The 19871-nt window shown below is 67.0% G+C and carries 13 protein-coding genes; 6 read left to right on the plus strand and 7 right to left on the minus strand.

Annotation, left to right across the window (positions count from 1 at the left end):
* Window positions 1-301: 301 nt before the first annotated feature.
* A complete protein-coding gene (locus tag S58_RS03525) occupies window positions 302-2170 on the minus strand; it encodes an ATP-dependent DNA ligase (RefSeq protein ID WP_015663863.1) in 1869 nt (622 codons plus the stop codon).
* Window positions 2167-3213 carry a ligase-associated DNA damage response exonuclease gene (locus S58_RS03530; protein ID WP_015663864.1) on the minus strand — a complete coding sequence of 349 codons (1047 nt, stop codon included), beginning with the start codon at window positions 3211-3213 and terminating at the stop codon, window positions 2167-2169. Before S58_RS03530 ends, S58_RS03525 begins: the two co-directional genes overlap by 4 nt.
* Before the next feature lie 148 nt (window positions 3214-3361).
* Here S58_RS03530 and S58_RS03535 point away from each other — a divergent pair, with 148 nt between their 5' ends.
* The 4 genes from S58_RS03535 to pdeM all read left to right on the plus strand — a co-directional run bounded on the left by S58_RS03535 (window position 3362) and on the right by pdeM (window position 10414).
* Window positions 3362-4300, plus strand: coding sequence for a class I SAM-dependent DNA methyltransferase (locus tag S58_RS03535; protein WP_015663865.1), 939 nt, complete (start codon window positions 3362-3364; stop codon window positions 4298-4300).
* Between the two features lie 102 nt (window positions 4301-4402).
* A complete protein-coding gene (locus tag S58_RS03540) occupies window positions 4403-5632 on the plus strand; it encodes an ABC transporter substrate-binding protein (protein WP_015663866.1) in 1230 nt (409 codons plus the stop codon).
* 1285 nt (window positions 5633-6917) lie between these two features.
* Complete coding sequence (locus S58_RS03545; protein ID WP_042340517.1) at window positions 6918-9707, plus strand: ligase-associated DNA damage response DEXH box helicase; 2790 nt, start codon at window positions 6918-6920, stop codon at window positions 9705-9707.
* Window positions 9708-9760: 53 nt separating this feature from the next.
* Window positions 9761-10414 carry a ligase-associated DNA damage response endonuclease PdeM gene (gene pdeM / locus S58_RS03550; RefSeq protein ID WP_015663868.1) on the plus strand — a complete coding sequence of 218 codons (654 nt, stop codon included), beginning with the start codon at window positions 9761-9763 and terminating at the stop codon, window positions 10412-10414.
* A gap of 216 nt (window positions 10415-10630) precedes the next feature.
* Here the strand turns inward: pdeM and S58_RS03555 are convergent, their stop codons facing one another.
* Entirely contained in the window at window positions 10631-11497 is an 867-nt protein-coding gene (locus tag S58_RS03555; RefSeq protein ID WP_015663869.1) for a LysR family transcriptional regulator, read from the minus strand.
* 98 nt (window positions 11498-11595) lie between these two features.
* Here S58_RS03555 and S58_RS03560 point away from each other — a divergent pair, with 98 nt between their 5' ends.
* The gene (locus tag S58_RS03560) at window positions 11596-12516 is read left to right on the plus strand and encodes a DMT family transporter (protein WP_015663870.1); all 921 of its coding nucleotides are present in this window, start codon (window positions 11596-11598) and stop codon (window positions 12514-12516) included.
* The gene (locus S58_RS03565) at window positions 12513-13274 is read left to right on the plus strand and encodes an MBL fold metallo-hydrolase (RefSeq protein ID WP_015663871.1); all 762 of its coding nucleotides are present in this window, start codon (window positions 12513-12515) and stop codon (window positions 13272-13274) included. The genes S58_RS03560 and S58_RS03565 overlap by 4 nt, the downstream gene beginning before the upstream one ends.
* A 20-nt stretch (window positions 13275-13294) precedes the next feature.
* Here the strand turns inward: S58_RS03565 and S58_RS03570 are convergent, their stop codons facing one another.
* From S58_RS03570 to S58_RS03585, 4 genes are all read right to left on the minus strand, one after another.
* Window positions 13295-14074, minus strand: a complete 780-nt coding sequence (locus S58_RS03570; protein ID WP_015663872.1) for a TIGR02186 family protein — start codon at window positions 14072-14074, stop codon at window positions 13295-13297.
* Window positions 14071-14997 (minus strand): sulfite exporter TauE/SafE family protein, encoded by a 927-nt coding sequence (locus S58_RS03575; RefSeq protein ID WP_015663873.1) that lies wholly within the window; start codon window positions 14995-14997, stop codon window positions 14071-14073. Before S58_RS03575 ends, S58_RS03570 begins: the two co-directional genes overlap by 4 nt.
* 168 nt (window positions 14998-15165) lie before the next feature.
* Window positions 15166-15873, minus strand: a complete 708-nt coding sequence (locus S58_RS03580) for a COG3904 family protein (RefSeq protein ID WP_015663874.1) — start codon at window positions 15871-15873, stop codon at window positions 15166-15168.
* Between the two features lie 306 nt (window positions 15874-16179).
* Window positions 16180-19716, minus strand: coding sequence for a tetratricopeptide repeat protein (locus tag S58_RS03585; protein WP_015663875.1), 3537 nt, complete (start codon window positions 19714-19716; stop codon window positions 16180-16182).
* Between the last annotated feature and the right edge of the window lie 155 nt (window positions 19717-19871).

Raw genomic sequence — 19871 nt, forward strand, 5'->3', positions numbered from 1 at the left:
GTCTCCAGGCGGATTCGTATTCCGAGTATAGAGCACGGCAGGGCAGGTGGGGAACCCGCATCACGGCCGCAAGCTGGTTACTGCCATTTAATGTTCCGGCGCACGCGCCTACTTTCTGCTGGTGCACGCGCTCTTCATTTTCGTCATGGCCGGGCTCGACCGGCCATCCATCCCTCCTGAACCGATGGAGGCCCGGGCCTTCGCCGCGCCGAAGCGGCTTCGGCCGCGCAGGCGGGTCAAGCCCGGGCATCACGAGCCATAAATTGTTACGCCCATTTGTGTCGAGAACTGAGAGACATCCTCACCCCGCCGTCTCGCTCTTCAGCATCCGCTCCAGCGTCTCCAGCCGGTCGGCGTCGCGCGGCGGCTTGTCCCAGCGCAGCCGGCTGATGCGCGGGAAGCGCATCGCGATACCGGATTTGTGCCGCGGCGATCTTTGCAGCCCCTCGAATGCGACCTCCAGCACCAGCCCCTGCGCGGGCTCATGCACGACATGGCGCACGGGGCCGAACTTCTCGGTGGTGTTGCGGCGGACGAAGCGGTCGATCTGTAAGAGCTCCTCGTCGGTGAAGCCGAAATAGGCCTTGCCGACGGGCACGAGCTGGTCGCCGGCCTCACCTGTAGTCCAGACACCGAACGTGTAGTCCGAGTAATAGGACGAGCGCTTGCCATGGCCGCGCTGCGCATACATCAGCACGGCGTCGATGATGTGCGGATCGTGCTTCCACTTCCACCACTGTCCCTTGGGACGGCCCGGCAGATACAGCGCATCGCGCCGCTTCAGCATCACGCCTTCGACCGCCTCGGCGTCTTCTCCCGCGCCGGCCGAGGCCGGGTCGGCGCGTGCGGCTTTCAACTCGTCCCAGGTGGAGAAGGAGATCGTCGGCGACAGGTCGACCCTGGCATCGTCCAGGCGCTTGATGAACGCTTCCAGCCGCTCGCGGCGCTCGGCGAACGGCAGCTCGCGCAGATCATTGTCCTCGTCGCCGAGCAGGTCGTAGGCGCGCAGGTGGATCGGATACTCCTTCATCAGCTTCGGCGACACCGTCTTGCGGTTCAGCCGCTGCTGCAGCACGTTGAAGCTCTGCACGCGCCCCTCACGGACGACCAGCAGCTCGCCGTCGAGCGCGCCCGGCAGATGCAGTGACGGCAAAAGGTCCGGGAAGCTTCCTGTGATGTCCTCGCCGCTGCGCGAATACAGCCGCGTGACGATGTGGCCTTCGGGATCGCGGCCACTCACCGCCTGCACGCGAATGCCGTCCCACTTCCACTCGGCGACGTAGTCGGCTGCGTTCATGCTGGCGAAGTCGTCGTCCTCCACGGCATGCGCCAGCATGACGGGACGAAACGGCGCCGGGTCTCGGTTCACCGGCTTGTCGCCGCGGCCCTCCAGCCAGGCGAACAGATCGAGATAGGGCGGCGACAAACCGGGCCAGATCAGCTCGACCTCATGCGGGTCTTTGTCGCCGAGCGCAGCGGCCGCGGTCTTGGCGAGGCGTGCGGAGATGCCGATGCGCAGAGCGCCGGTGACGAGCTTCAGCAACGCCCAGCGCCCGGTCTCGTCGAGCTCGTCCAGCCATTTCGCGAGCCGTCGCGGCATCTCGGTCTTGCCGAGCGTGCGCAAGGTCGTGACGACCTCGGTGAGCGTCGGTGGCGGTGGATTGTTGTGGCCGGGCTCTCTCGTGAGACCGCCCGTGGGATACCCCCCTCCCTGACCCTCCCCCACAAGGGGGGAGGGAATGGAGAGAGCGGTGTTCGGAAGGACGAGAACACTCATCGAGCTCGCGGTCGATGTCGACTGAGGTGCCAACTCCGAGCGCAACTCGGCTCCCTCCCCCCTTGTGGGGGAGGGCTGGGGAGGGGGATACCCCACGACGCGCTGCTGCTGATGAGCACCGCCCTTCGGCCACATCAGCGCGACCGTTTCGGAGAGATCGCCGACATGATCATATGACAGCGCGAACAGCACCGGATCGGTGCGCGCGGCGATGAGGTCGCGGATCAGGGCCGGCTTGGCGTGCTTGAACGACAGCGCGCCGGTCAGCGCACCCAGCGCGTAGCCGCGATCGGGATCTTCGACCTCGCGGAAATACGCCGTCAGCAGCCGCAGCTTGTTGTTGCGGCCGGGCTCATAGGCGAGGCGGTCGAGCAGCTCGGCGAAGCGGTTCATGCCTCCGCCTCTTCCGTCGTCACCACCTCGCTCTCCTCCTCGTCGCCATAGCCGACGAGATCGAGCGGCCGCGCGGCGAGCCCGCGCTGTCGGCACCAATGCACCAGCGCGTCCTCCTGGCCATGCGTGACCCACACTTCGCCGGCGCCGGTCGCCGCGATGGTCGCGGTCAGCCCGTCCCAGTCGGCGTGATCCGAGATCACCAGCGGCAGCTCGATGCCGCGCTGCCGCGCGCGGGCACGCACCCGCATCCAGCCCGAGGCGAAGGCGGTGACCGGATCGGGGAAACGGCGCGTCCACAGATCGGAAGTCGCGCTCGGCGGCGCGAGCGTGATGGTGCCGGCGAGATCGGCCTTCTTCACGCCTTTCACCGGCCGGAGCTCGCCGAGCGCGATGCCCTTGTCCTGGTAGTAGCGCGTGATCTTGTCCATCGCACCATGCAGGTAGATCGGCTGCTCGTAGCCGGCCTCGCGGATCAGCGCGATCACGCGCTGTGCCTTGCCCAGGGAATACGCGCCGACCAGATGCGCGCGCTCGGGAAACAGCGCCACCGAGGCCAGCAGCTTGTTGACTTCAAGTGTCGCGTCGCCGTGACGGAAAACAGGCAAGCCAAACGTCGCCTCGGTGATGAAGACATCGCATTGCACCAGCTCGAACGGCGCACAGGTCGGATCGCGCGCATCCTTGTAGTCGCCGGACGCGACGATGCAGGTGCCGCCACAGGACACCTTGATCTGCGCCGAGCCCAGCACGTGCCCCGCGGGGTGAAAGCTCACGTCGACGTCGCCGAGCCTGATCTGCTCGCCATAGCCGATCGCCTGTGTGGAGCCCGCAAAATTCTCGCCATAGCGCAGCCGCATGATGTCGAGCGTCTCCTGCGTCGCGAGCACGGCGCCGTGGCCGGCGCGGGCGTGGTCGGAATGGCCGTGGGTGATCAGCGCCCGCTCGACCGGGCGCACGGGATCGATGTGGAAGCCGCCGGCCTTGCAGCACAGGCCGGAGGGAACGGGCAGCAGGATGTCTTGCGGGCGCATCTCGATCATATAGGTGTCATCAGGCGAATTTCAGCTCGTCCCACTCTCGGCCCGTCCTGGACGCCTCAGCTGGTCCCACTCTCCGTTCGTCATGCGCGGGCTTGACCCGCGCATCCATCTCCTTGATGAGAAGCCCGTATCGACGACCATGGTTCCCATGCCTCACCGCCTGTTCCTGTCCTCCGGCGACCTGATCGCCGACCGCCGCTATGAGTTCGCCCGCGACCTGCAGCTCAAGGGCGATCTCGCCGCCGCTGCCGAGGTGATGGAGCAGGCCATCGAGGTCGCGCCCGGTTTCGCCTCGGCCTGGTTCGAGCTCGGCACGATCCGCCTCGCGCTCGGCGAAACCGACCAGGCGATCGCCGCGTTCCAGAACGCCCGCGCCGCCGATCCGGATGACCGCCACGGCGCCGGCGTGCGGCTGATGCAGCTCGGCGCCGCGCCGCTGGCCGACATGCCGAAGGCCTATGTGCAGTCGCTGTTCGATCAGTACGCGCCGCGGTTCGAAGCCGAGCTGATCGAGCGGCTCAACTACCGGGCGCCGGCCATCCTGTTCAAGGCGGTGCTTGCGGTGCGCGCCAGCGAAAGGAAGCCGGCCTATTTCAATCGCGCCATCGATCTCGGCTGCGGCACGGGCCTCGGCGCGGCCGCCTTCGCCAAGAACGTCGACAGCTTCATCGGCATCGACCTGTCCGCCGGCATGATCGCGGAGGCGCGCGCGACCGGGCTCTATGCCGAACTCGAGGTCGACGACATGACGGCGGGCTTGCAGCGGCAGCCGGACGCGTCCGCGGATCTTGTCCTCGCCGCGGATGCGATCGTCTATGTCGGCGATCTCGCTCCGGTGCTGCGCGAGATCGAGCGTGTGCTCAGACCTGACGGGCTGCTGGCCTTTACCGTCGAGACACATGACGGCGACGGCGTGATCATGGGCAAGGGTCTGCGCTATGCCCATGCTGCGGAATATGTTCGCGGCATGATCGCGGCCGCCGGATTGCAATTGGCACATCTCGCGCCGGCATCGCCGCGCACCGAGGATCAGGTGCCTGTGCGCGGGCTGGCCGTGCTGGCCGGCAAACTTGAGTCTACACGCTAGGACAGCCCGGGCATCGCAATGCACTGCGCCGGTTCGTCGCAACTTGGCTCTTGCGTGGTTCCTCCGATCCCAGAAAGATGGGGGTCCAGGGAGAGACAACAAATGAAAAACAATCTGACCCGGCGCGATTTCTGCGCCACCGCGCTCGTGACCATCGGCGCTTCGACCATTGCTTCGCCTCACGTCTGGGCGGCCGACAAGAAGTACGACGCCGGCGCCAGCGACACCGAGATCAAGCTCGGTCAGACCATTCCGCATTCCGGACCCGGCTCGCTGTATGGCGTGCTCGGCCGCGTCGGCGAAGCCTATTTCCAGATGCTGAACGAGCAGGGCGGGATCAACGGCCGCAAGATCAAGTTCCTGACGATGGACGACGCCTACAGCGCGCCGAAATGCGTCGAGGCGACGCGCCGGCTGGTCGAGCAGGACGAGGTGCTGGCGTTGTACGGCTCGCTTGGCACCGCGCCGCAGACCGCCGTGCATAAATACCTCAACTCCAAGGGCGTGCCGCAGCTGCTGCTCAACACCGGCGCCTCGAAGTGGAACGATCCCAAGAACAACAAATGGACCATGGCCGGGCTGCCGCTCTATCCAACGGAAGCGCGCATCCTCGCCAAGCACGTGCTGAGCGTGAAGCCGGAAGCGAAGATCGGCATCCTCTATCAGAACGATGATTTCGGCCGCGACTTCCTGGGACCGTTCAAGAAGACGCTGGCCGACGCCGGCGGCAAGGCGCAGGTGATCATGGAGCAGACCTATGATCTCACCGAGCCGACGGTCGATTCGCAGCTGATCAACCTGTCGAAGTCGGGCGCCGACGTGTTCTACAACATCTCCACCGGCAAGGCGACGTCGCAGTCGATCCGCAAGGTCGCCGAGCTCGGCTGGAAGCCGCTGCAGCTGCTGTCGGCCGGCTCGACCGGACGTTCGATCCTCTCGGCCGCGGGTCTCGAGAACGCCAAGGACATCGTTGCTATCCGCTACTCCAAGGATGCTGGGGTGCCGCAGTGGAAAGACGATCCGGACGTCAAGGGTTTCGAGGCGCTGCGCGCCAAGTACCTGCCCAACATCGATCCCGACAACACCATCGCCTATGCCGGCTACGGCCAGGCCGTCTCGATGGGCGAGATCCTGCGCCGTTGCGGCGACACGCTGACCCGCGAGAACGTGCTCAAGCACGCCACCACGCTGGCCGGCTTCCACTCGCCCTTCTTCCTCGACGGCGTCAACTTCTCCTACACGCCGGACGACTACACGCCGATGAAGACGCTCTACATCTCGATCTTCGACGGCAAGGACTGGAACATCTCCGACAAGCCGATGACGGAGTAGGAGGGCGAGCGCTTTCGTCGTTGCGAGCGAAGCAATCCAGAGTCCCTTCGCAGACACAGCCTGGATTGCTTCGTCGCCTCGCTCCTCGCAATGACCGTGTGGCGCGGGCTGTTGCTCCAATGCCGCTGTCGTCCCTGCGAACGCAGGGACCCATACCGCGGAATCCATCGGTGAGGCACAACTGTCAGTCATCGTCCCTCTGGGGCCGGTGGTTATGGGTCCCTGCGTTCGCAGGGACGACAGTGGAGCATGGCGGGGCGCCGGTCGCCTTGAGCTGGGTGTCTTCCGAAAAAAATAAAAAGCTTGCGCTTTTTCGGAAATCATGATCTTATCTCCCCATCCCGCCCCAAGCCGAGGGGCGTTGCGCGCGATCGTCACGACACGCGGGGCGGGGAGCGGTGGCCGCGAGGATTCGCAGCAGGCTCGCGAGAGCATGCGGACGAACGAATGCTGGCGGACGTGAAGTCGCAGCGTCCTGACACCCCGATGCTGGTGTTACGTTCGCGACGGCGCTGACGCGCCGCGCGGACAATGGTGGCCAACAAGCCCGGCGCACCAGGGAGACTGCGTATAAGCGTGAAGACCATCGCGCAGGGAAGGCCGGGCGTTCTCGGCTGCACCTGTGGTACCTGCCGCCTGCATTTTTTTAGCAGGCGGGCCGCAGGCGTCAGCCGACGCCTGGCCTTCCCTGCGCCCTCTGCATTCTGGAGGGCGAGATGCTGCAGCACAACTCGGGCAAGAGATGCCGCGAGACAGCGAACCTGTGTTCTCTCCTACAAGATGTAGGTCTTGGAGTGCGAGATGTCGCCCCAACGTCATTGCGAGCGCAGCGAAGCAATCCAGAGTCTCTCCTGGGAAAGATCCTGGATTGCTTCGCTGCGCTCGCAATGACGAGGAGAGACGCTACGTTCCTCTCGAAGTTCGTTCGCCAGGATATATTCGTAGCGTCGTGCAAGACCCGCTCTCGACGCTCTGGATGCTCGCCGGACATCCGTTGTCGTCCCGGGCAAGCCGCGCGGCGCGACAGCGCCGTCGTCGCGCCGACCCGAGACCCATATTTCGTGGCGGACGTGATGTGTGAGATACAACGACACGTCTGCCTCCAACCGCGCCTTGGCGTGGTTCTCCTCATGGTGAGGAGCGCGGCAGCGCGTCTCGAACCATGAGGCCCGGATCGTGGCCTCACCCTTCGAGACGCCTGCCAAGCGGCGGGCTCCTCAAGGTGAGTGGAATGGCCTGGATCGACTGCACCATGGCAACCACTCCAACCCTCGACGAAGCGCTGATGACTGCCTACCTTCTCCCAGTGCCGCCCCGCGTCTCACCAGTCCCGCCCGACGACAGCGCCGCGCTGCCGGACCGTTTCGTCAGATGGTTCGCGGCGCGCGGCTGGGCGCCGCGTGCGCATCAGCTGGCGCTGTTGGACAAGGCGCGCGCGAACCGCTCGGCGCTGCTGATCGCCCCGACCGGCGCCGGCAAGACGCTTGCCGGGTTCCTGCCGACCTTGGTCGAGTTGGGCTCGATGAGCACGAAACCTCATGGATCTCCTGCAGCCAAGCAGCGTGCTCTCTCCACTCCCTCCCCCCTTGTTGGGGAGGGGCGGGGAGAGGGGCCTCCGGGGGAGGTGCCGGTGCCGTCCTCGCCCTCCCGACGGTCTGCCTCGGATGAACGCGGCGAATTCGCTGTCTCCCACCCCACGACTTCGCCTTCCAGTGCGACAGGAACGAGCCCGGCAGCTGCGGCGAAGGTGATCTCCACCGGGCGATCCGTCATCCGCTCCTCCGGCCTGCACACGCTCTACATCTCGCCGCTGAAGGCGCTCGCGGTCGACATCGCGCGTAATCTGGAAGCGCCGATCTCGGAAATGGGCCTGCCGATCAAGGTCGAGACCCGCACCGGCGACACGCCGGTATCGCGCCGGCAGCGGCAGCGCCGCTATCCGCCGGACATCCTGCTGACGACGCCCGAGCAGATGGCGCTGCTGCTGTCGTCCGACGACGCGCCGTTCCTGTTTTCCTCGTTGAAGCGCGTCGTGCTCGACGAGCTGCACGCGCTCGTCACCTCCAAGCGCGGCGATCTGTTGTCGCTCGCGTTGGCGCGGCTGTGGCGGCTCGCGCCCGAAATGCGCATGATCGGCCTGTCGGCGACGGTCGCAGAGCCCGAGCAGATCGCGCGCTTCCTGGTGCCGCAGCCGAGCGGCGGCATCGCTGCGGCCGATGTCGTCGTCGCCGGCGGCGCCGCGCCGCCGGTCGTCGAGATGCTGGATACCCAGGAGCGGCTGCCATGGGCGGGCCACAGCGCGCGGCATGCGCTGGCCGAGATGTACGAGCTGATCAAGCAGAACAAGACCACGCTCGTATTCGTCAACACCCGCAGCCAGGCCGAGATGCTGTTCCAGGAATTCTGGCGCATCAATGACGACAATCTCGCCATCGCCCTGCATCACGGTTCGCTCGACGTCGCGCAGCGCCGCAAGGTCGAGGATGCGATGTCGGCGGGCAGGCTGCGCGGCGTCGTCTGCACCTCCTCGCTCGATCTCGGGGTCGACTGGGGCGACGTCGATCTCGTCATCAATGTCGGCGCGCCCAAAGGCTGCTCGCGGCTGATGCAGCGGATCGGCCGCGCCAATCACCGGCTCGACGAGGCCTCACGCGCGGTGCTGGTGCCCGCCAACCGCTTCGAGGTGCTGGAATGCTCGGTCGCGATCGACGCCATCGCCGACAATGCGCAGGACACGCCGCCTTTGCGCACCGGCGCGCTCGACGTGCTGGCGCAGCACGTGCTCGGCTGCGCCTGCGCCGAGCCGTTCCTCAGTGACGAGCTCTATGCCGAGGTGATCACCGCCGCGCCCTATGCGTCGCTGTCTCCAGCCGATTTCGACGACGTCGTCGACTTCGTCGCTACCGGCGGCTATGCGCTGAAGACCTATGAGCGCTTCGCCCGCATCAAGCAGGATGCGAAGGGACGCTGGCGCGTCACCAATCCCAAGGTGCGGCAGAGCTATCGGATGAATGTCGGCACCATCGTCGAGGAGGCGATGCTGAAGGTGCGGCTGGTGCGCTCGCGCGGCGGCGGCAAGACGGGCACCACCGGCGCGATCGCGCGCGGCGGCCGGCTGCTCGGCGAGATCGAGGAGGCGTTCATCGAAGGGCTCACGCTCGGCGATACCTTCGTGTTCAGCGGCGAGATCGTGCGCTACGAGGCGCTCGCCGAGGATCAGGTCTATGTCAGCAGAGCCAACGATGCCGATCCGAAAGTGCCGTCCTACATGGGCGGCAAGTTTCCGCTGTCCACCTATCTCGCCGAGCGCGTGCGCGGCCTGCTCGACGATCGCGCGGCGTGGAGCGTGTTGCCGGAGCAGGTGCGCGACTGGCTCGCTTTGCAGAAGGATGTCTCGCGCGTGCCCGCGCGCCGCGAGCTGCTGGTCGAAACCTTCCCGCGCTCCAACAAGCATTACCTCGTCTGCTATCCGTTCGAGGGCCGGCTCGCGCACCAGACGCTCGGCATGCTGCTGACGCGCCGGCTGGAGCGCGCGCGCGTCCGGCCGCTCGGCTTCGTCGCCAACGAATACGCGCTCGCGGTGTGGGGGCTCGGCGACATGTCGCTGATGGTCAAGCAGGGCCGGCTCGATCTCGCCGCTCTGTTCGATCCGGACATGCTGGGTGACGACCTCGAAGCGTGGCTCGCCGAATCCGCGCTGATGAAGCGCACGTTCCGCTCGTGCGCGATCATCTCCGGCCTGATCGCGCGGCGCTCGACCACCGAGGAGAAAACGCGCCGCCAGGTGCTGTTCTCGACCGATCTGGTCTACGACGTGCTGCGCCGGCACCAGCCCGATCACATGCTGTTGCGCGCCGCGCGCGCCGATGCCGCCACCGGTCTGCTCGATCTGAAGCGGCTCGGTGATATGCTCAAGCGCATCGAGGGACGAATCACCCATCGGGAACTCGATCGCGTCTCGCCGCTCGCGGTGCCGGTGATGCTGGAAATCGGCCGCGAATCCGTCTATGGCGAGGCCGCCGACGAGCTCCTGGCAGAGGCCGCCGAGGAGCTGGTCAAGGAAGCGATGGGGTAGGCTCGAGCTGCGAGGCGGACGTGCGGGGGACGACATTCTCATCATCGGGCACGATGGAGATCGCCGGCCTCGCGCTGCGCGTCGATCTTTCCGGTGCGCTGGTGTGGGATGAGGAGCGCCTGCTCGTCGTCTCCGACCTGCATCTGGAGAAAGGCTCGAGCTACGCGTCGCGCGGCACCCTGCTTCCGCCATTCGATACCATGGCGACCTTGCGCCGGCTCGCCGCCGTGGTCGCGCACTATAACCCGCGCACGGTCGTCGCGCTCGGCGACAGTTTCCACGATCGTGACGCGCATACGCGCCTGTCGGGCGACGACCGCGCCTGCATCGCCAATCTGCAGGTCGGGCGCGACTGGATCTGGATCACGGGCAACCACGATCCCGCGCCGCGTGGCGTCGGCGGTGAGGTTGCGGACGAGATCACGTTGGGTGCGGTGACCTTCCGCCACGAGCCCACTGGCGCGCGCGGCGAGATCGCCGGCCATCTGCATCCCAAGGCGCGGGTGGCGACGCGGGCGCGCACTTTGGAGCGGCGCTGCTTCGTTTCCGACGGCGAGCGCGCTGTCATGCCCGCCTTCGGCGCCTATGCCGGCGGCCTCAGCGTGCGCGACGCGGCCTTTGCCAAGCTGTTCCCGAAGCGCGCCTTCATCGCCCACGTCCTCGGCGACCGCCAGCTGCACAGCATCGCCGCGGCGAGGTGTTATTAGTTCTGATAAAGGAAATTTATGAGTTGAGCGGGTCACCAGCGTTGGATGAATTCGTAGTTGGACTGATCATACCCGCGACGAGCTCCGCTGCGCCCTCTCCCCCGCTTGCGGCGGAGAGTTGGAGAGGGGGTGCCACGCGCACCGCTGCTGGAGCTGCCCCCTCCCTAACCCTCCCCCGCAAGCGGGAGAGGGAACGCACCGTCCTCGCGGCGGCAGCTACGCCGCCTTCGCCTGCACCTTCTCGCAGAACTCGGCCAGCCGATCGGCCAGGCGCAAGGTTGCCGGGCTGGCATCGGGCGAGGCGACCAGCGCGACCTCGGTGCGGTCGATCGGCGCAAAGCCCTCGCGCGCGGTGAGGACGCGGTGTTCGGCCTGGACCGACATGTCGGACAGGATGCTCAGGCCCATCCCGGCCGCGACGGCGGCCTGGATGCCGGCAAGGCTCGACGACGTGTAGGCCATGTGCCAGGCGCGCCCCTCGCTCTCCAGCGCATGGATGGCGCGGGTGCGATAGAGGCAGCCCGGCGGAAAGCCGATCAGCGGCAGCGAGCGGCCGTCGAGATTGATCGGATGGCTCTTGCTGGTGACCCAATAGACCTGCTCCGGCCAGGCCGCGATCGCCGCCCTGGTGTCGTCGACGCCGCGCTTGAGCAGCGCGAGGTCGAGATCGCCGCGCTCGATGTCGCGCTTCAGATTGAGGCTCTGGTCGGCGCGGACGTCGAGCCGCAGCGCGGGATGCGCGCGCGAGAACGCAGCCAGCAGCTTGGCGAGGCGGTAGGCGGCAAAGTCCTCTGGGATGCCGAGCCTGACCGCGCCGTCGGGTCCCGGCCGCGCCACCACGTCACGCGCCTCCTCGGCGAGCGCGAGCAGGCGGCGGGCATAGGACAACAGCCGCTCGCCGGCCTCGGTCGGCGTCACCTCGCGGCCGTCGCGGTTGAGCAGCGTCTGGCCGAGGTCCTCCTCGAGGCGGCGGATCTGCTGGCTGACGGTCGATTGCGTGCGGTGGACGCGCTCGCCGGCGCGGGTGAAGCCACCGGCCTCGACCACCGAGACGAAGCTGCGCAACAGGTCCAGATCGAGCATCGGGGACCTCCATTCGAAAATCCACTGACCTCCAGTCTATCATTTAATTTCCAAATGGAAAGGATCGCCCTTACATCGAACGGCGAAGGAGACCTGCGATGTCGTCCGTATCCTCCGTTGCCGTGACCCCCGTGAAATCCAACCTGCTGCCAGTCGAAATCGGCCTGTTCTGCCTGCTCTGGAGCTTCGCCTTCGTCGCCGGCAAGATCGGGGTGACCTATTGTCCGCCGCTGCTGCTGTTGGCAGCGCGGTTTTCGCTCGCGGGCATTCTCATCCTGATTGTTCCGATCATCAGGGGTGAGCTGCGCATGACGTGGCGCGATGGCGCGGTGTTTGCGATCATCGGCGTCGCCAACAATGCGCTTTATCTCGGCCTCGGCTACACCGGCCTGCAGACGGTCTCCGCCGGGCTGGGCGGCCTGATCGTCTCGGCCAATCCGGTGTTCACGGCGGTGTTCGCCGCGCTGCTGCTCGGCGAGCCGCTGACGCTTCGCAAGATGGCGGGCCTCGCGCTCGGCACGATCGGCGTCGCCATGATCGTCTGGCACCGCATGTCCGTGGGCACAGACCAGCTCGAAGGCATTCTCTACACGCTGGCGGCGCTGGCCTCGATGGTCACCGGCACTATCCTGTTCAAGCAGCTCGCGCCGAAGGGCAGCCTGTGGGTCGGCAACGGCATCCAGAACCTCTCCGCGGGCCTCGTGCTGTGGCCGTTCGCGCTGAGCCTCTCCAGCACAGACGCGATCGTACTGAATCCACAACTGATCGGCGCGTTCGCGTTCCTGGTGCTCGGAGGTTCGATCCTGGCCTATGTGCTCTGGTTTCATCTCCTGAAAGTGTGTGGCGCCACCGCAGCCAGCGCCTATCACTTCGTGATGCCGCCGCTGGCGATGATCTTCGCCTTCCTGGTGCTCGGCGAGCACGTCGCGCTGCAGGATCTGTTCGGCGTCGTTCCCGTCGCGATCGGGATCTATCTGGTGACGCGGGCGCCGGCCCGCACGGTGGGAGTACAATCATGAGCGTTGCGATCACCCTGATCGGCGGCCCGACCGTCTTGATCGAAATCGACGGTTTCCGCCTGCTGACCGACCCGACCTTCGACGATCCCGGCACCTATCAGCTCCCGCATGTCACCCTGGAGAAGCTCTCTCGACCGGCCCTGACGGCCGATGCGATCGGCGATGTCGATGCGGTGCTGCTCAGCCATGACCAGCATGCCGATAATCTCGATCATGGTGGACGGGCCTTCCTGAGCCGCGCTCCGCGTGTGCTGACCACCGAAATCGGCGCAACGCGACTCGGTGCGCCTACCGAAGGTCTCGCGCCCTGGCGCGCAACCGAGCTGACGAAGGAGGGCAGGTCGCTGACGATCACGGCGACGCCAGCGCGCCATGGCCCGGCCGGCATCGAGCCGTTCGCAGGCGACGTCATCGGCTTCGTGCTGCAGCCGGAAGAAGCTGCGCCGATCTATATCAGCGGCGACACCGTGTTCTACGACGGCGTCGCCGAGGTGGCGCGGCGCTTCCCTGCGAAAATCGTACTGCCGTTTGCCGGCGCCGCGCAGACCCGCGGACCGTTTCATCTGACCATGGACACCAACGACACGATCGAGACCGCGCGGATGTTTCCCGACGCGCTGATCGTCCCCGTTCATACCGATGGCTGGGCGCACTTCCGCCAGGGCGCGCAGGACCTGCGAATGACCTTCGATGCGCTCGGCTTCGGCGCGCGGCTGAAGCTGCTGGAGCCGGGGGTGCGAACGATGATCGAAGCTTGATCGCGATGACGGCGGCGCAGCTAATCCCTTCGGAATACGATGGAGGCCATCCATCCCGTCATCAGCGCCATCGCGGCGGTGACGAGGCCATAGACGAAGCCGCTCTGCCGCGCCGTGTTCGCGACGAACTGCTCGAAGCCGACCTTGACGATCTCGAACGCCGTCTCGGTCTTGGTGACGAGCGCGCCGTCGGCGAGCAGCTTGATCTCGATCTCGTAGGTGCCGATCGGCACCGCCGCGGGCAGGGGAATGCCGGTACGGAACAGCGTCGGCGTCAAAAACGTCACCGCGGACGTGTCCTCGCGGTAGAGCCCGTGCTGCGACTGCAGCCGCACGAAGGCACTGCGGAATGCGTCGTTTGGCACCACATCGGCATAGTCGGGGCCGACGCGCTGGGTCAGCAGCACGTTGGTCAGGCCGAGCTGTTGTCGCCGCTGCACCTCGGAGGAGGCCATTGCATCGAACGGGCGGTTGGCGAACAGCGCGAGATAGCCCGGAACTTTCAGGAACTGGCGCGAATCGGTGTTGATCCAGATGCCGAATCTGCGCTCCTTGCGCCGCGTCACCATGTCGGCGCGCGGCCCGCGCACGGTCACGACCAGGTCATAGGCCGCGCGGCCCGGCGGCGCCTGCGCTTCCCTTTCGACCGAGCCGAACAGCACCAGCTCCTCGCCGGAATAGTTCGGCGTCACCGTCACGCGGTGATTGGAAACGGAGACGATCAGGCGCTCCGCGCGCGCCGATGCCGCCCCTGCAAGCAGCAGCATCAGCGTCATGGCGGCGATGCGGAGCGGCGTCATTGGCTCATCTCGGTCTCGCGGATCGTGAACAGGTCGGCCGGCCGGATCACCAGCTCGACCGCGAAGCGGATGCCGACGGCAAGAATCAACAGGCCGAGCAGCAGCCGCAGCTGCTCGCCGCGGATCATCTGGCCGGCGCGGGCGCCGAACTGCGCGCCGGTGACACCGCCGACCATCAGGATGAGCGCCAGCACGGCGTCGACCAGATGGTTGCTCACCGCGTGCAGCATGGTCGCGATCATCATGGTCGCGAGCGTCAGCACCATCGAGGTTCCGATCACGGTCGAGGTCGGCACGCGCAGCAGATAGATCAGCAGCGGCACCAGGATGAAGCCGCCACCGATGCCCATGACGGCGCCCAGAAACCCGATGAGGAGTCCGATGCCGATCACCGGAATCACCGAGACGTAGATCTTCGAGCGCTTGAAGCGCATCTTCAGCGGCAGGCCGTGAATCCAGACATGGCTGCCCGGACGTCGCACGGTGGCCACCGCGCCCTGGCGCGCCCGCATCATCGCGCGCAGTCCCTCCCAGAACATCACGCCCCCGACGCTCGAAAGCAGCACGACGTAGGACAGCGCGATCATCAAATCGAGCTGTCCGAGCGAGCGCAGCAGGGTGAAGGTGGACACCCCGAGCGCGGTGCCGAGCGTGCCGCCGATCATCAGCACCAAAGCGAGCGAGGGATCGATCGCGCGCCGCCGCCAATAGGACAGCGCGCCGGAGAACGAGGACGCGGCGATGTGGCTGGAGACCGAGGCGACCGCGACCGCGGGCGTGATGCCGACGAAGATCAGCAGCGGCGTCATCAGGAAGCCGCCGCCGATGCCGAACATGCCCGAGACGAAGCCGACCGCGGCGCCCATTGCCAGCAGCAGGAAGATGTTGACCGGAAGGTCGGCGATCGGGAGGTAAATCTGCATCCGCGCGGCCCTGCGAACGTTCAACCGGAGCATTCTGCGCATGCGAGCAGGCGCTTTGGTCCCTGCATAACCGAAAACACCGACGAAGGTATCAAGGATTCCGGACCGAAGTCACGGAGATGGGAAGAAGGAGGCAAACGAGCAGCTGTGGCCCGGGATGCCGCGATCTCAAAGAGGCTTGAGCGGAGCCGTGACGAGGTTCATCGCTTCGGCCTCTCGCGGCTCCAGCCAGCGGATGTCGCGGGTCTGCGACATGGCCTCGATGATCTGCGACGAGATGCCCATGCGGGTCATGAAGCCGAGGATGGCGCCGGTCACGCGCTGGGTGTCGGCAACGGCGTCCTCGCCCTGGGCCGCCGAGGTGAACCGGTGCACGCCGAGCGCCGATCCGTCGAGGCCATAGCGGGGCTGGCCGCCCGCGAAGGCGAACACGCAGGCGCTGGCGCAGAAGCCGGCCCGAACCCGGCCGCCATTGTCGGCCACGCCGACGGCGGTGGACAGGCCCTGGGCGCGGATGATCTCGCCCATCAGCACGCCCTGCTCGAGATTGCCGCCGGGCGAGGACAACAGAACCACGTCGCCCGGCTTCAGATGCGACTCTTTGATCCGCTCGCGCAGCCAGATCGCAGCGGCGGGCCCGATGCGGCCGCTGACTGCGAGCACGGCCCGGTCGCCGCCAACAGCGGCATTTGTCACCAGTGTGGAGGACAAGCTCGGCGAGACGTACTGATCCTTCCAGAACGACCAGGCGTCCGGCGTCGACAGGTCGCGATAGGCGCGGATACCGGCGCTCAGCAGCAGTATTGTGAAGAAGACGACCGAGCCCAGCCGGCCCCATCGAAATCCCGGCCGCTGTGCGCCAACTCCTCGATGCACATGCCGAGGCGGCGGGGCAGGGGTGAAGCCTGGCTGGGGCCGGGGCGCCACCCGAGGGCCAGTCGGCGAGTGCCGGAAGCCCATGCCATCATGCTGCTCGTTCCCGCCCGACACCCGACTGCACTCCTCCGCGGCATCCGAATGACACCAGCGAGATACCTATAACGTTCAGCGGTGCCACACTATGGCGTGCGGGCGCGCGTCGTCCGGGATTTTGCGTCGATGGTTGTGGCTCGTGCCAAGAGGGTGCCACGACCGTGACGCCCTTTCTGTCGACCCTTGTCGGGCCTGAGCGGAAGGGGCGGATCAGCGCGGTGCTGTCGCAGCCGCGCGCTTCGCCAGCGCCGCCTTGGCCGCCGCGGCCTTGGCGATCGCCTGCGTGCCGTCCCAGCCGCCGGCCGGTGCCGGGACATTGATCGCGTCGTCGGGCTGCGGTTCGACCGTAAACGTCTGGATCGCGAGCTTGGCAGCCGCCAGCGACTGCGCATCGAGCCGCTTGGCCACGTCTTCGCGCTTGCGCCCGGCGTCGGCATCGCCCTGGGCGGCGGCGAGGCTGAACCATTTGTAGGATTCGGCGAGGTTCTGCTCGACGCCGATGCCGCGGGCATAGAGGATGCCGAGGTTGAATTGGCTGTCGGCCACGCCCCGCTCGGCCGCCTTGCGGAACCATTGCGAGGCGCTCTTGTAGTTGGCGCCCTTGCCGCCGCCATCCGCGTCCAGCACAGCGAGATTGTGCATCGCCTTGGCGCTGCCGCGCTCGGCGGCCACGACATAATAACGGCGCGCGATGTCGGCGTCCTTCTTCACGCCGAGACCCTTCTCGTAGAACGTGCCGAGACGGAACACGGCCGGGATAAGTCCCGCTTGTGCCGCGCGGTCATACCATTTCGCGGCTTCCTCGTAGTTGGCGGCGATGCCCTTGCCCTCGGCAAAGCGGACGCCGACCTCGTAGGCCGCGGTCGGATCGCCCCTGAGGGCGGCATTGCGCAGCGCCATCCCGCCGACGGCATCGGGCAGTTTTTCGGACGCCGGCACCTGCACGAGGCCGAGCCTCTGGCCGTTGGCAGCGGTCGGAATCGTGCCGGTGATGTCGCTTGCCGCAGCGGCGGCCGGTTTCTCCGCCTCCTGCGGGATCGCGAGCATTGCGATCGTCTCCGCCTCCGTCGGCATGGCCCTGTTGTAGGACTGACGATCGATCGGGGTGGGGGAGGTCAGGGACGGCACGCTCTGGTCCGGCGTCGCCGGTCGCGGCGACAGGCTGGGCGTCGCCGACGGCATCTGCGCGCGCGGCGCCTCGCCCTGGGTCTCCATCGGGGAGACAGGCGGTGGCGTGCTGCCGGAGTCGAGCAGCGACATGGCAAATTTGAAGGTGCCCAGCACGATCACGACGACGCTGGCGCCGACCAGAAGCGAACGGATCTTCGATCCGATGGTCGAGACCTCCTCGTCACCCTCGGCCGTGAGGGCAATCGTCGGCTTGTCCTTGGTCTTGGTCTTCGCAGGCTCCTTGGGCGCTTCCTTGAAAACCTCCTTGGGAGTTTCCCTGGCGACGTCCTTGGCCGGCTCCTTGGCCTTCTCCTTCGGCTTGTCCTTCTTCGTCTTCTTGGCGTCGACGGGCTGCGAGGCGGCCGCGGCCTGTGCGGCGCGCCGGGCGGCGGCGATGAAGCTCGAAGTGGACACCGGCTCGCGCTTGCCCGCCGGAAGCTCGCTCAGGGCATCCTCGGATGCTGCGATCCGTTCGGCAGGAGAAGCGGTCCGGCCGGGCGGGCGGGTGCCAGGTTCGAGCGAATGATCCGGTGGCAACTCAGGGACCAGCGCCGCAGGGCGCGCCGCCTGGACCGCCTGAGCCGCATGGGGCTCCAGGATGTCCGCGATGGCTTTGGGCGGGATCGGCGGCGGCACAGGGGCTGCCGGTGCCGTCGCGACGTGGAAGTCACGCGGCGCCGCGGCGAAGGCGGATGGGCTTGCGGCCGCATTGACGATGTGGGCGGCCGGCTGCGCGGCTGCAGGATTCGGCAGTTCCGGCCGGTAGGCTGGCTCGGCCTTGACTGGCTCCACATAGGCCTGTGGCGCCGGCGCGCGGGCGGCCGGCATCGGCGCTTCGATCGGGGGGGCCAGGGGCGGCAGGACAGCCGGCTGGGTGGTCGTCGCGCGCACGTTGCGCAGGTCGCCCTCGATCATGGCGAGGCGGTCGACGACATGGCCGAGCGTGTTGTGAACCGCTTCCAACGAATCCTGGGTGTTGCGGTCGGTCTCGGTCTGGCTGAAGCGGATGTCGGACAACTCGCGCTTGACCATGTCGACCAGGCCGGTGTCGTGCGACGCGTCGCGCTGCGACCGGCTCTCGGACAGAGCGGCGAACGTCGCCTGCTGCCGCTCGAGATAGCGCAGGATGTCCTGCAGGCCGTCCTCGACCCGGGACATGTTGCCGCCGCGCGGATCATTGGCGGCTTCCAGCCGCTCCAGCAGATAGCTGATCCGCTGCTCGAGATGCGTGATCGCGGACGAGCCGTCATTGCCGACCTGCAAGCGGTCGATGCGGTCGGAGAGGCCGCGCAGCGCGTCCTCGATCTGGGCGGTGTTGTCGGGCGCGTGAGCCGGCTGCTCGCGGCTCTCCAGGGTCGAGGTCAGCGCCGCGATGCGCTGCTCGAGCGCCGCGAAGGAATCGTGGAAGGCGTCGTGATTGTCGCGCGCCTGCGTGACCTGATCGACCTTCGACGACAGCTGCCGAAGATCGTCCGACAGCCGTTCCAGCGCATCGTTGGAGGCGACGTTGGCGACGATGGCGCGCAACGCGGCGATCGCGCTCTCCAACTGCTGCACCGTGCCGGGATCGTCATTGGTGCGCAGGATGAGGTCGAGCTTGGCACCGAGATTGCGGATCGCCTCGTCATAGACGGCCAGCTGCTCGGCGGGCTTGAGCGTCCCCACGACCTCGCGGATGTCGGTCAGCGCGCGTTCGATGCCGGCCAGTGCCTGGCCATCGACTCCGCTCTGGCGGTTCTCGTCGATGCGGTGCGACAGCGAGCGAATCTCGTTCTCGATCGATTCGATCGCCCGCCGCGGCATCGCCTCGGTGATCGCAAGGCGGATTTCGGCGAGTTCGGTGCGAAAGCCCGCGATCGACTGCTCGATACCGTCCTCAGGCCGGTGCAGGGCCTCGATCTGGCTCGTGATCTTGAGCAGGTGCCGTTCGAGCAGCGAGAAATCCGGGCCGGGTGCTGGCTGCGGGGCCACCTGCGGCGCGCTGATCGGTGTCATCAGCGGCGCTGCGGCGGGCGCCATGGCAGGCGCCGTCGGCGGCGCCTGATGCGGCGGCAGTGTGCGCGCATTGTCGAGCTCGCTCTGCCGGGCGCTGATCTCGGCCACGGCCACATCGAACGAACCGGCGCTGAGCGGCTGCGCGGGACGATAAAGCTGCGCGGCGGCGCGCTCGACGCCATCGGGACCACGATAGCGCTCGTCGGGAGCCGATTTGCGCATCGGCGTCGAGATCTGCGACAGCCGGGCATCGAGCCGTGAGATGGCGTCGTTGAGCTGGCGCGCTACGCCTTGCTCATCGCGTGGAGCGTCCTTGCGTGCTCCGGGGCGCGACATGTGCTCGATCTGGCGGGCAATCGAATCGAGTCGCTGATGGATGTCGGCGACCTCGCGGGTATCGCGATTGACCGGCGGCGTGCTGCGCGGCGCGGGGCTGCCGCGGAAGTCGGGCGGCGCAGTTGCGCCGAGCGTGGAGTTGATCCAGTCGTTCAGCGTCATGCCGGCGCGTTGCGCCGCAGCCTCGGCCCTTTCGCGGACGGACGGGTCGATGCCTTCATTACTCCACGGTACGCGCGAATTCATGTCTCGTCCGGTTCCGCTTCCAGCGCTCCACCAAGCGCCTCCAGCCTCCCCACGCGCCCCGGACATGAACATGAACGGGTCCGCGCAGATCGTCTGCTCCAGGTCCCGACTTTTGACTTTTACGGTAAATAACGCGTTAAGTTTACCGCTGGCGC

It is taken from the genome of Bradyrhizobium oligotrophicum S58 (assembly GCF_000344805.1).
GTDB lineage: Bacteria > Pseudomonadota > Alphaproteobacteria > Rhizobiales > Xanthobacteraceae > Bradyrhizobium > Bradyrhizobium oligotrophicum.

Bases quoted from the DNA above. Each gene is read 5' to 3' on its own strand.
- S58_RS03525 (WP_015663863.1), bottom strand. From the start codon at position 2,170: ATGAACCGCTTCGCCGAGCTGCTCGACCGCCTCGCCTATGAGCCCGGC.
- S58_RS03530 (WP_015663864.1), bottom strand. From the start codon at position 3,213: ATGATCGAGATGCGCCCGCAAGACATCCTGCTGCCCGTTCCCTCCGGC.
- S58_RS03535 (WP_015663865.1), top strand. From the start codon at position 3,362: ATGCCTCACCGCCTGTTCCTGTCCTCCGGCGACCTGATCGCCGACCGC.
- S58_RS03540 (WP_015663866.1), top strand. From the start codon at position 4,403: ATGAAAAACAATCTGACCCGGCGCGATTTCTGCGCCACCGCGCTCGTG.
- S58_RS03545 (WP_042340517.1), top strand. From the start codon at position 6,918: ATGACTGCCTACCTTCTCCCAGTGCCGCCCCGCGTCTCACCAGTCCCG.
- pdeM (WP_015663868.1), top strand. From the start codon at position 9,761: ATGGAGATCGCCGGCCTCGCGCTGCGCGTCGATCTTTCCGGTGCGCTG.
- S58_RS03555 (WP_015663869.1), bottom strand. From the start codon at position 11,497: ATGCTCGATCTGGACCTGTTGCGCAGCTTCGTCTCGGTGGTCGAGGCC.
- S58_RS03560 (WP_015663870.1), top strand. From the start codon at position 11,596: ATGTCGTCCGTATCCTCCGTTGCCGTGACCCCCGTGAAATCCAACCTG.
- S58_RS03565 (WP_015663871.1), top strand. From the start codon at position 12,513: ATGAGCGTTGCGATCACCCTGATCGGCGGCCCGACCGTCTTGATCGAA.
- S58_RS03570 (WP_015663872.1), bottom strand. From the start codon at position 14,074: ATGACGCCGCTCCGCATCGCCGCCATGACGCTGATGCTGCTGCTTGCA.
- S58_RS03575 (WP_015663873.1), bottom strand. From the start codon at position 14,997: ATGCAGATTTACCTCCCGATCGCCGACCTTCCGGTCAACATCTTCCTG.
- S58_RS03585 (WP_015663875.1), bottom strand. From the start codon at position 19,716: ATGAATTCGCGCGTACCGTGGAGTAATGAAGGCATCGACCCGTCCGTC.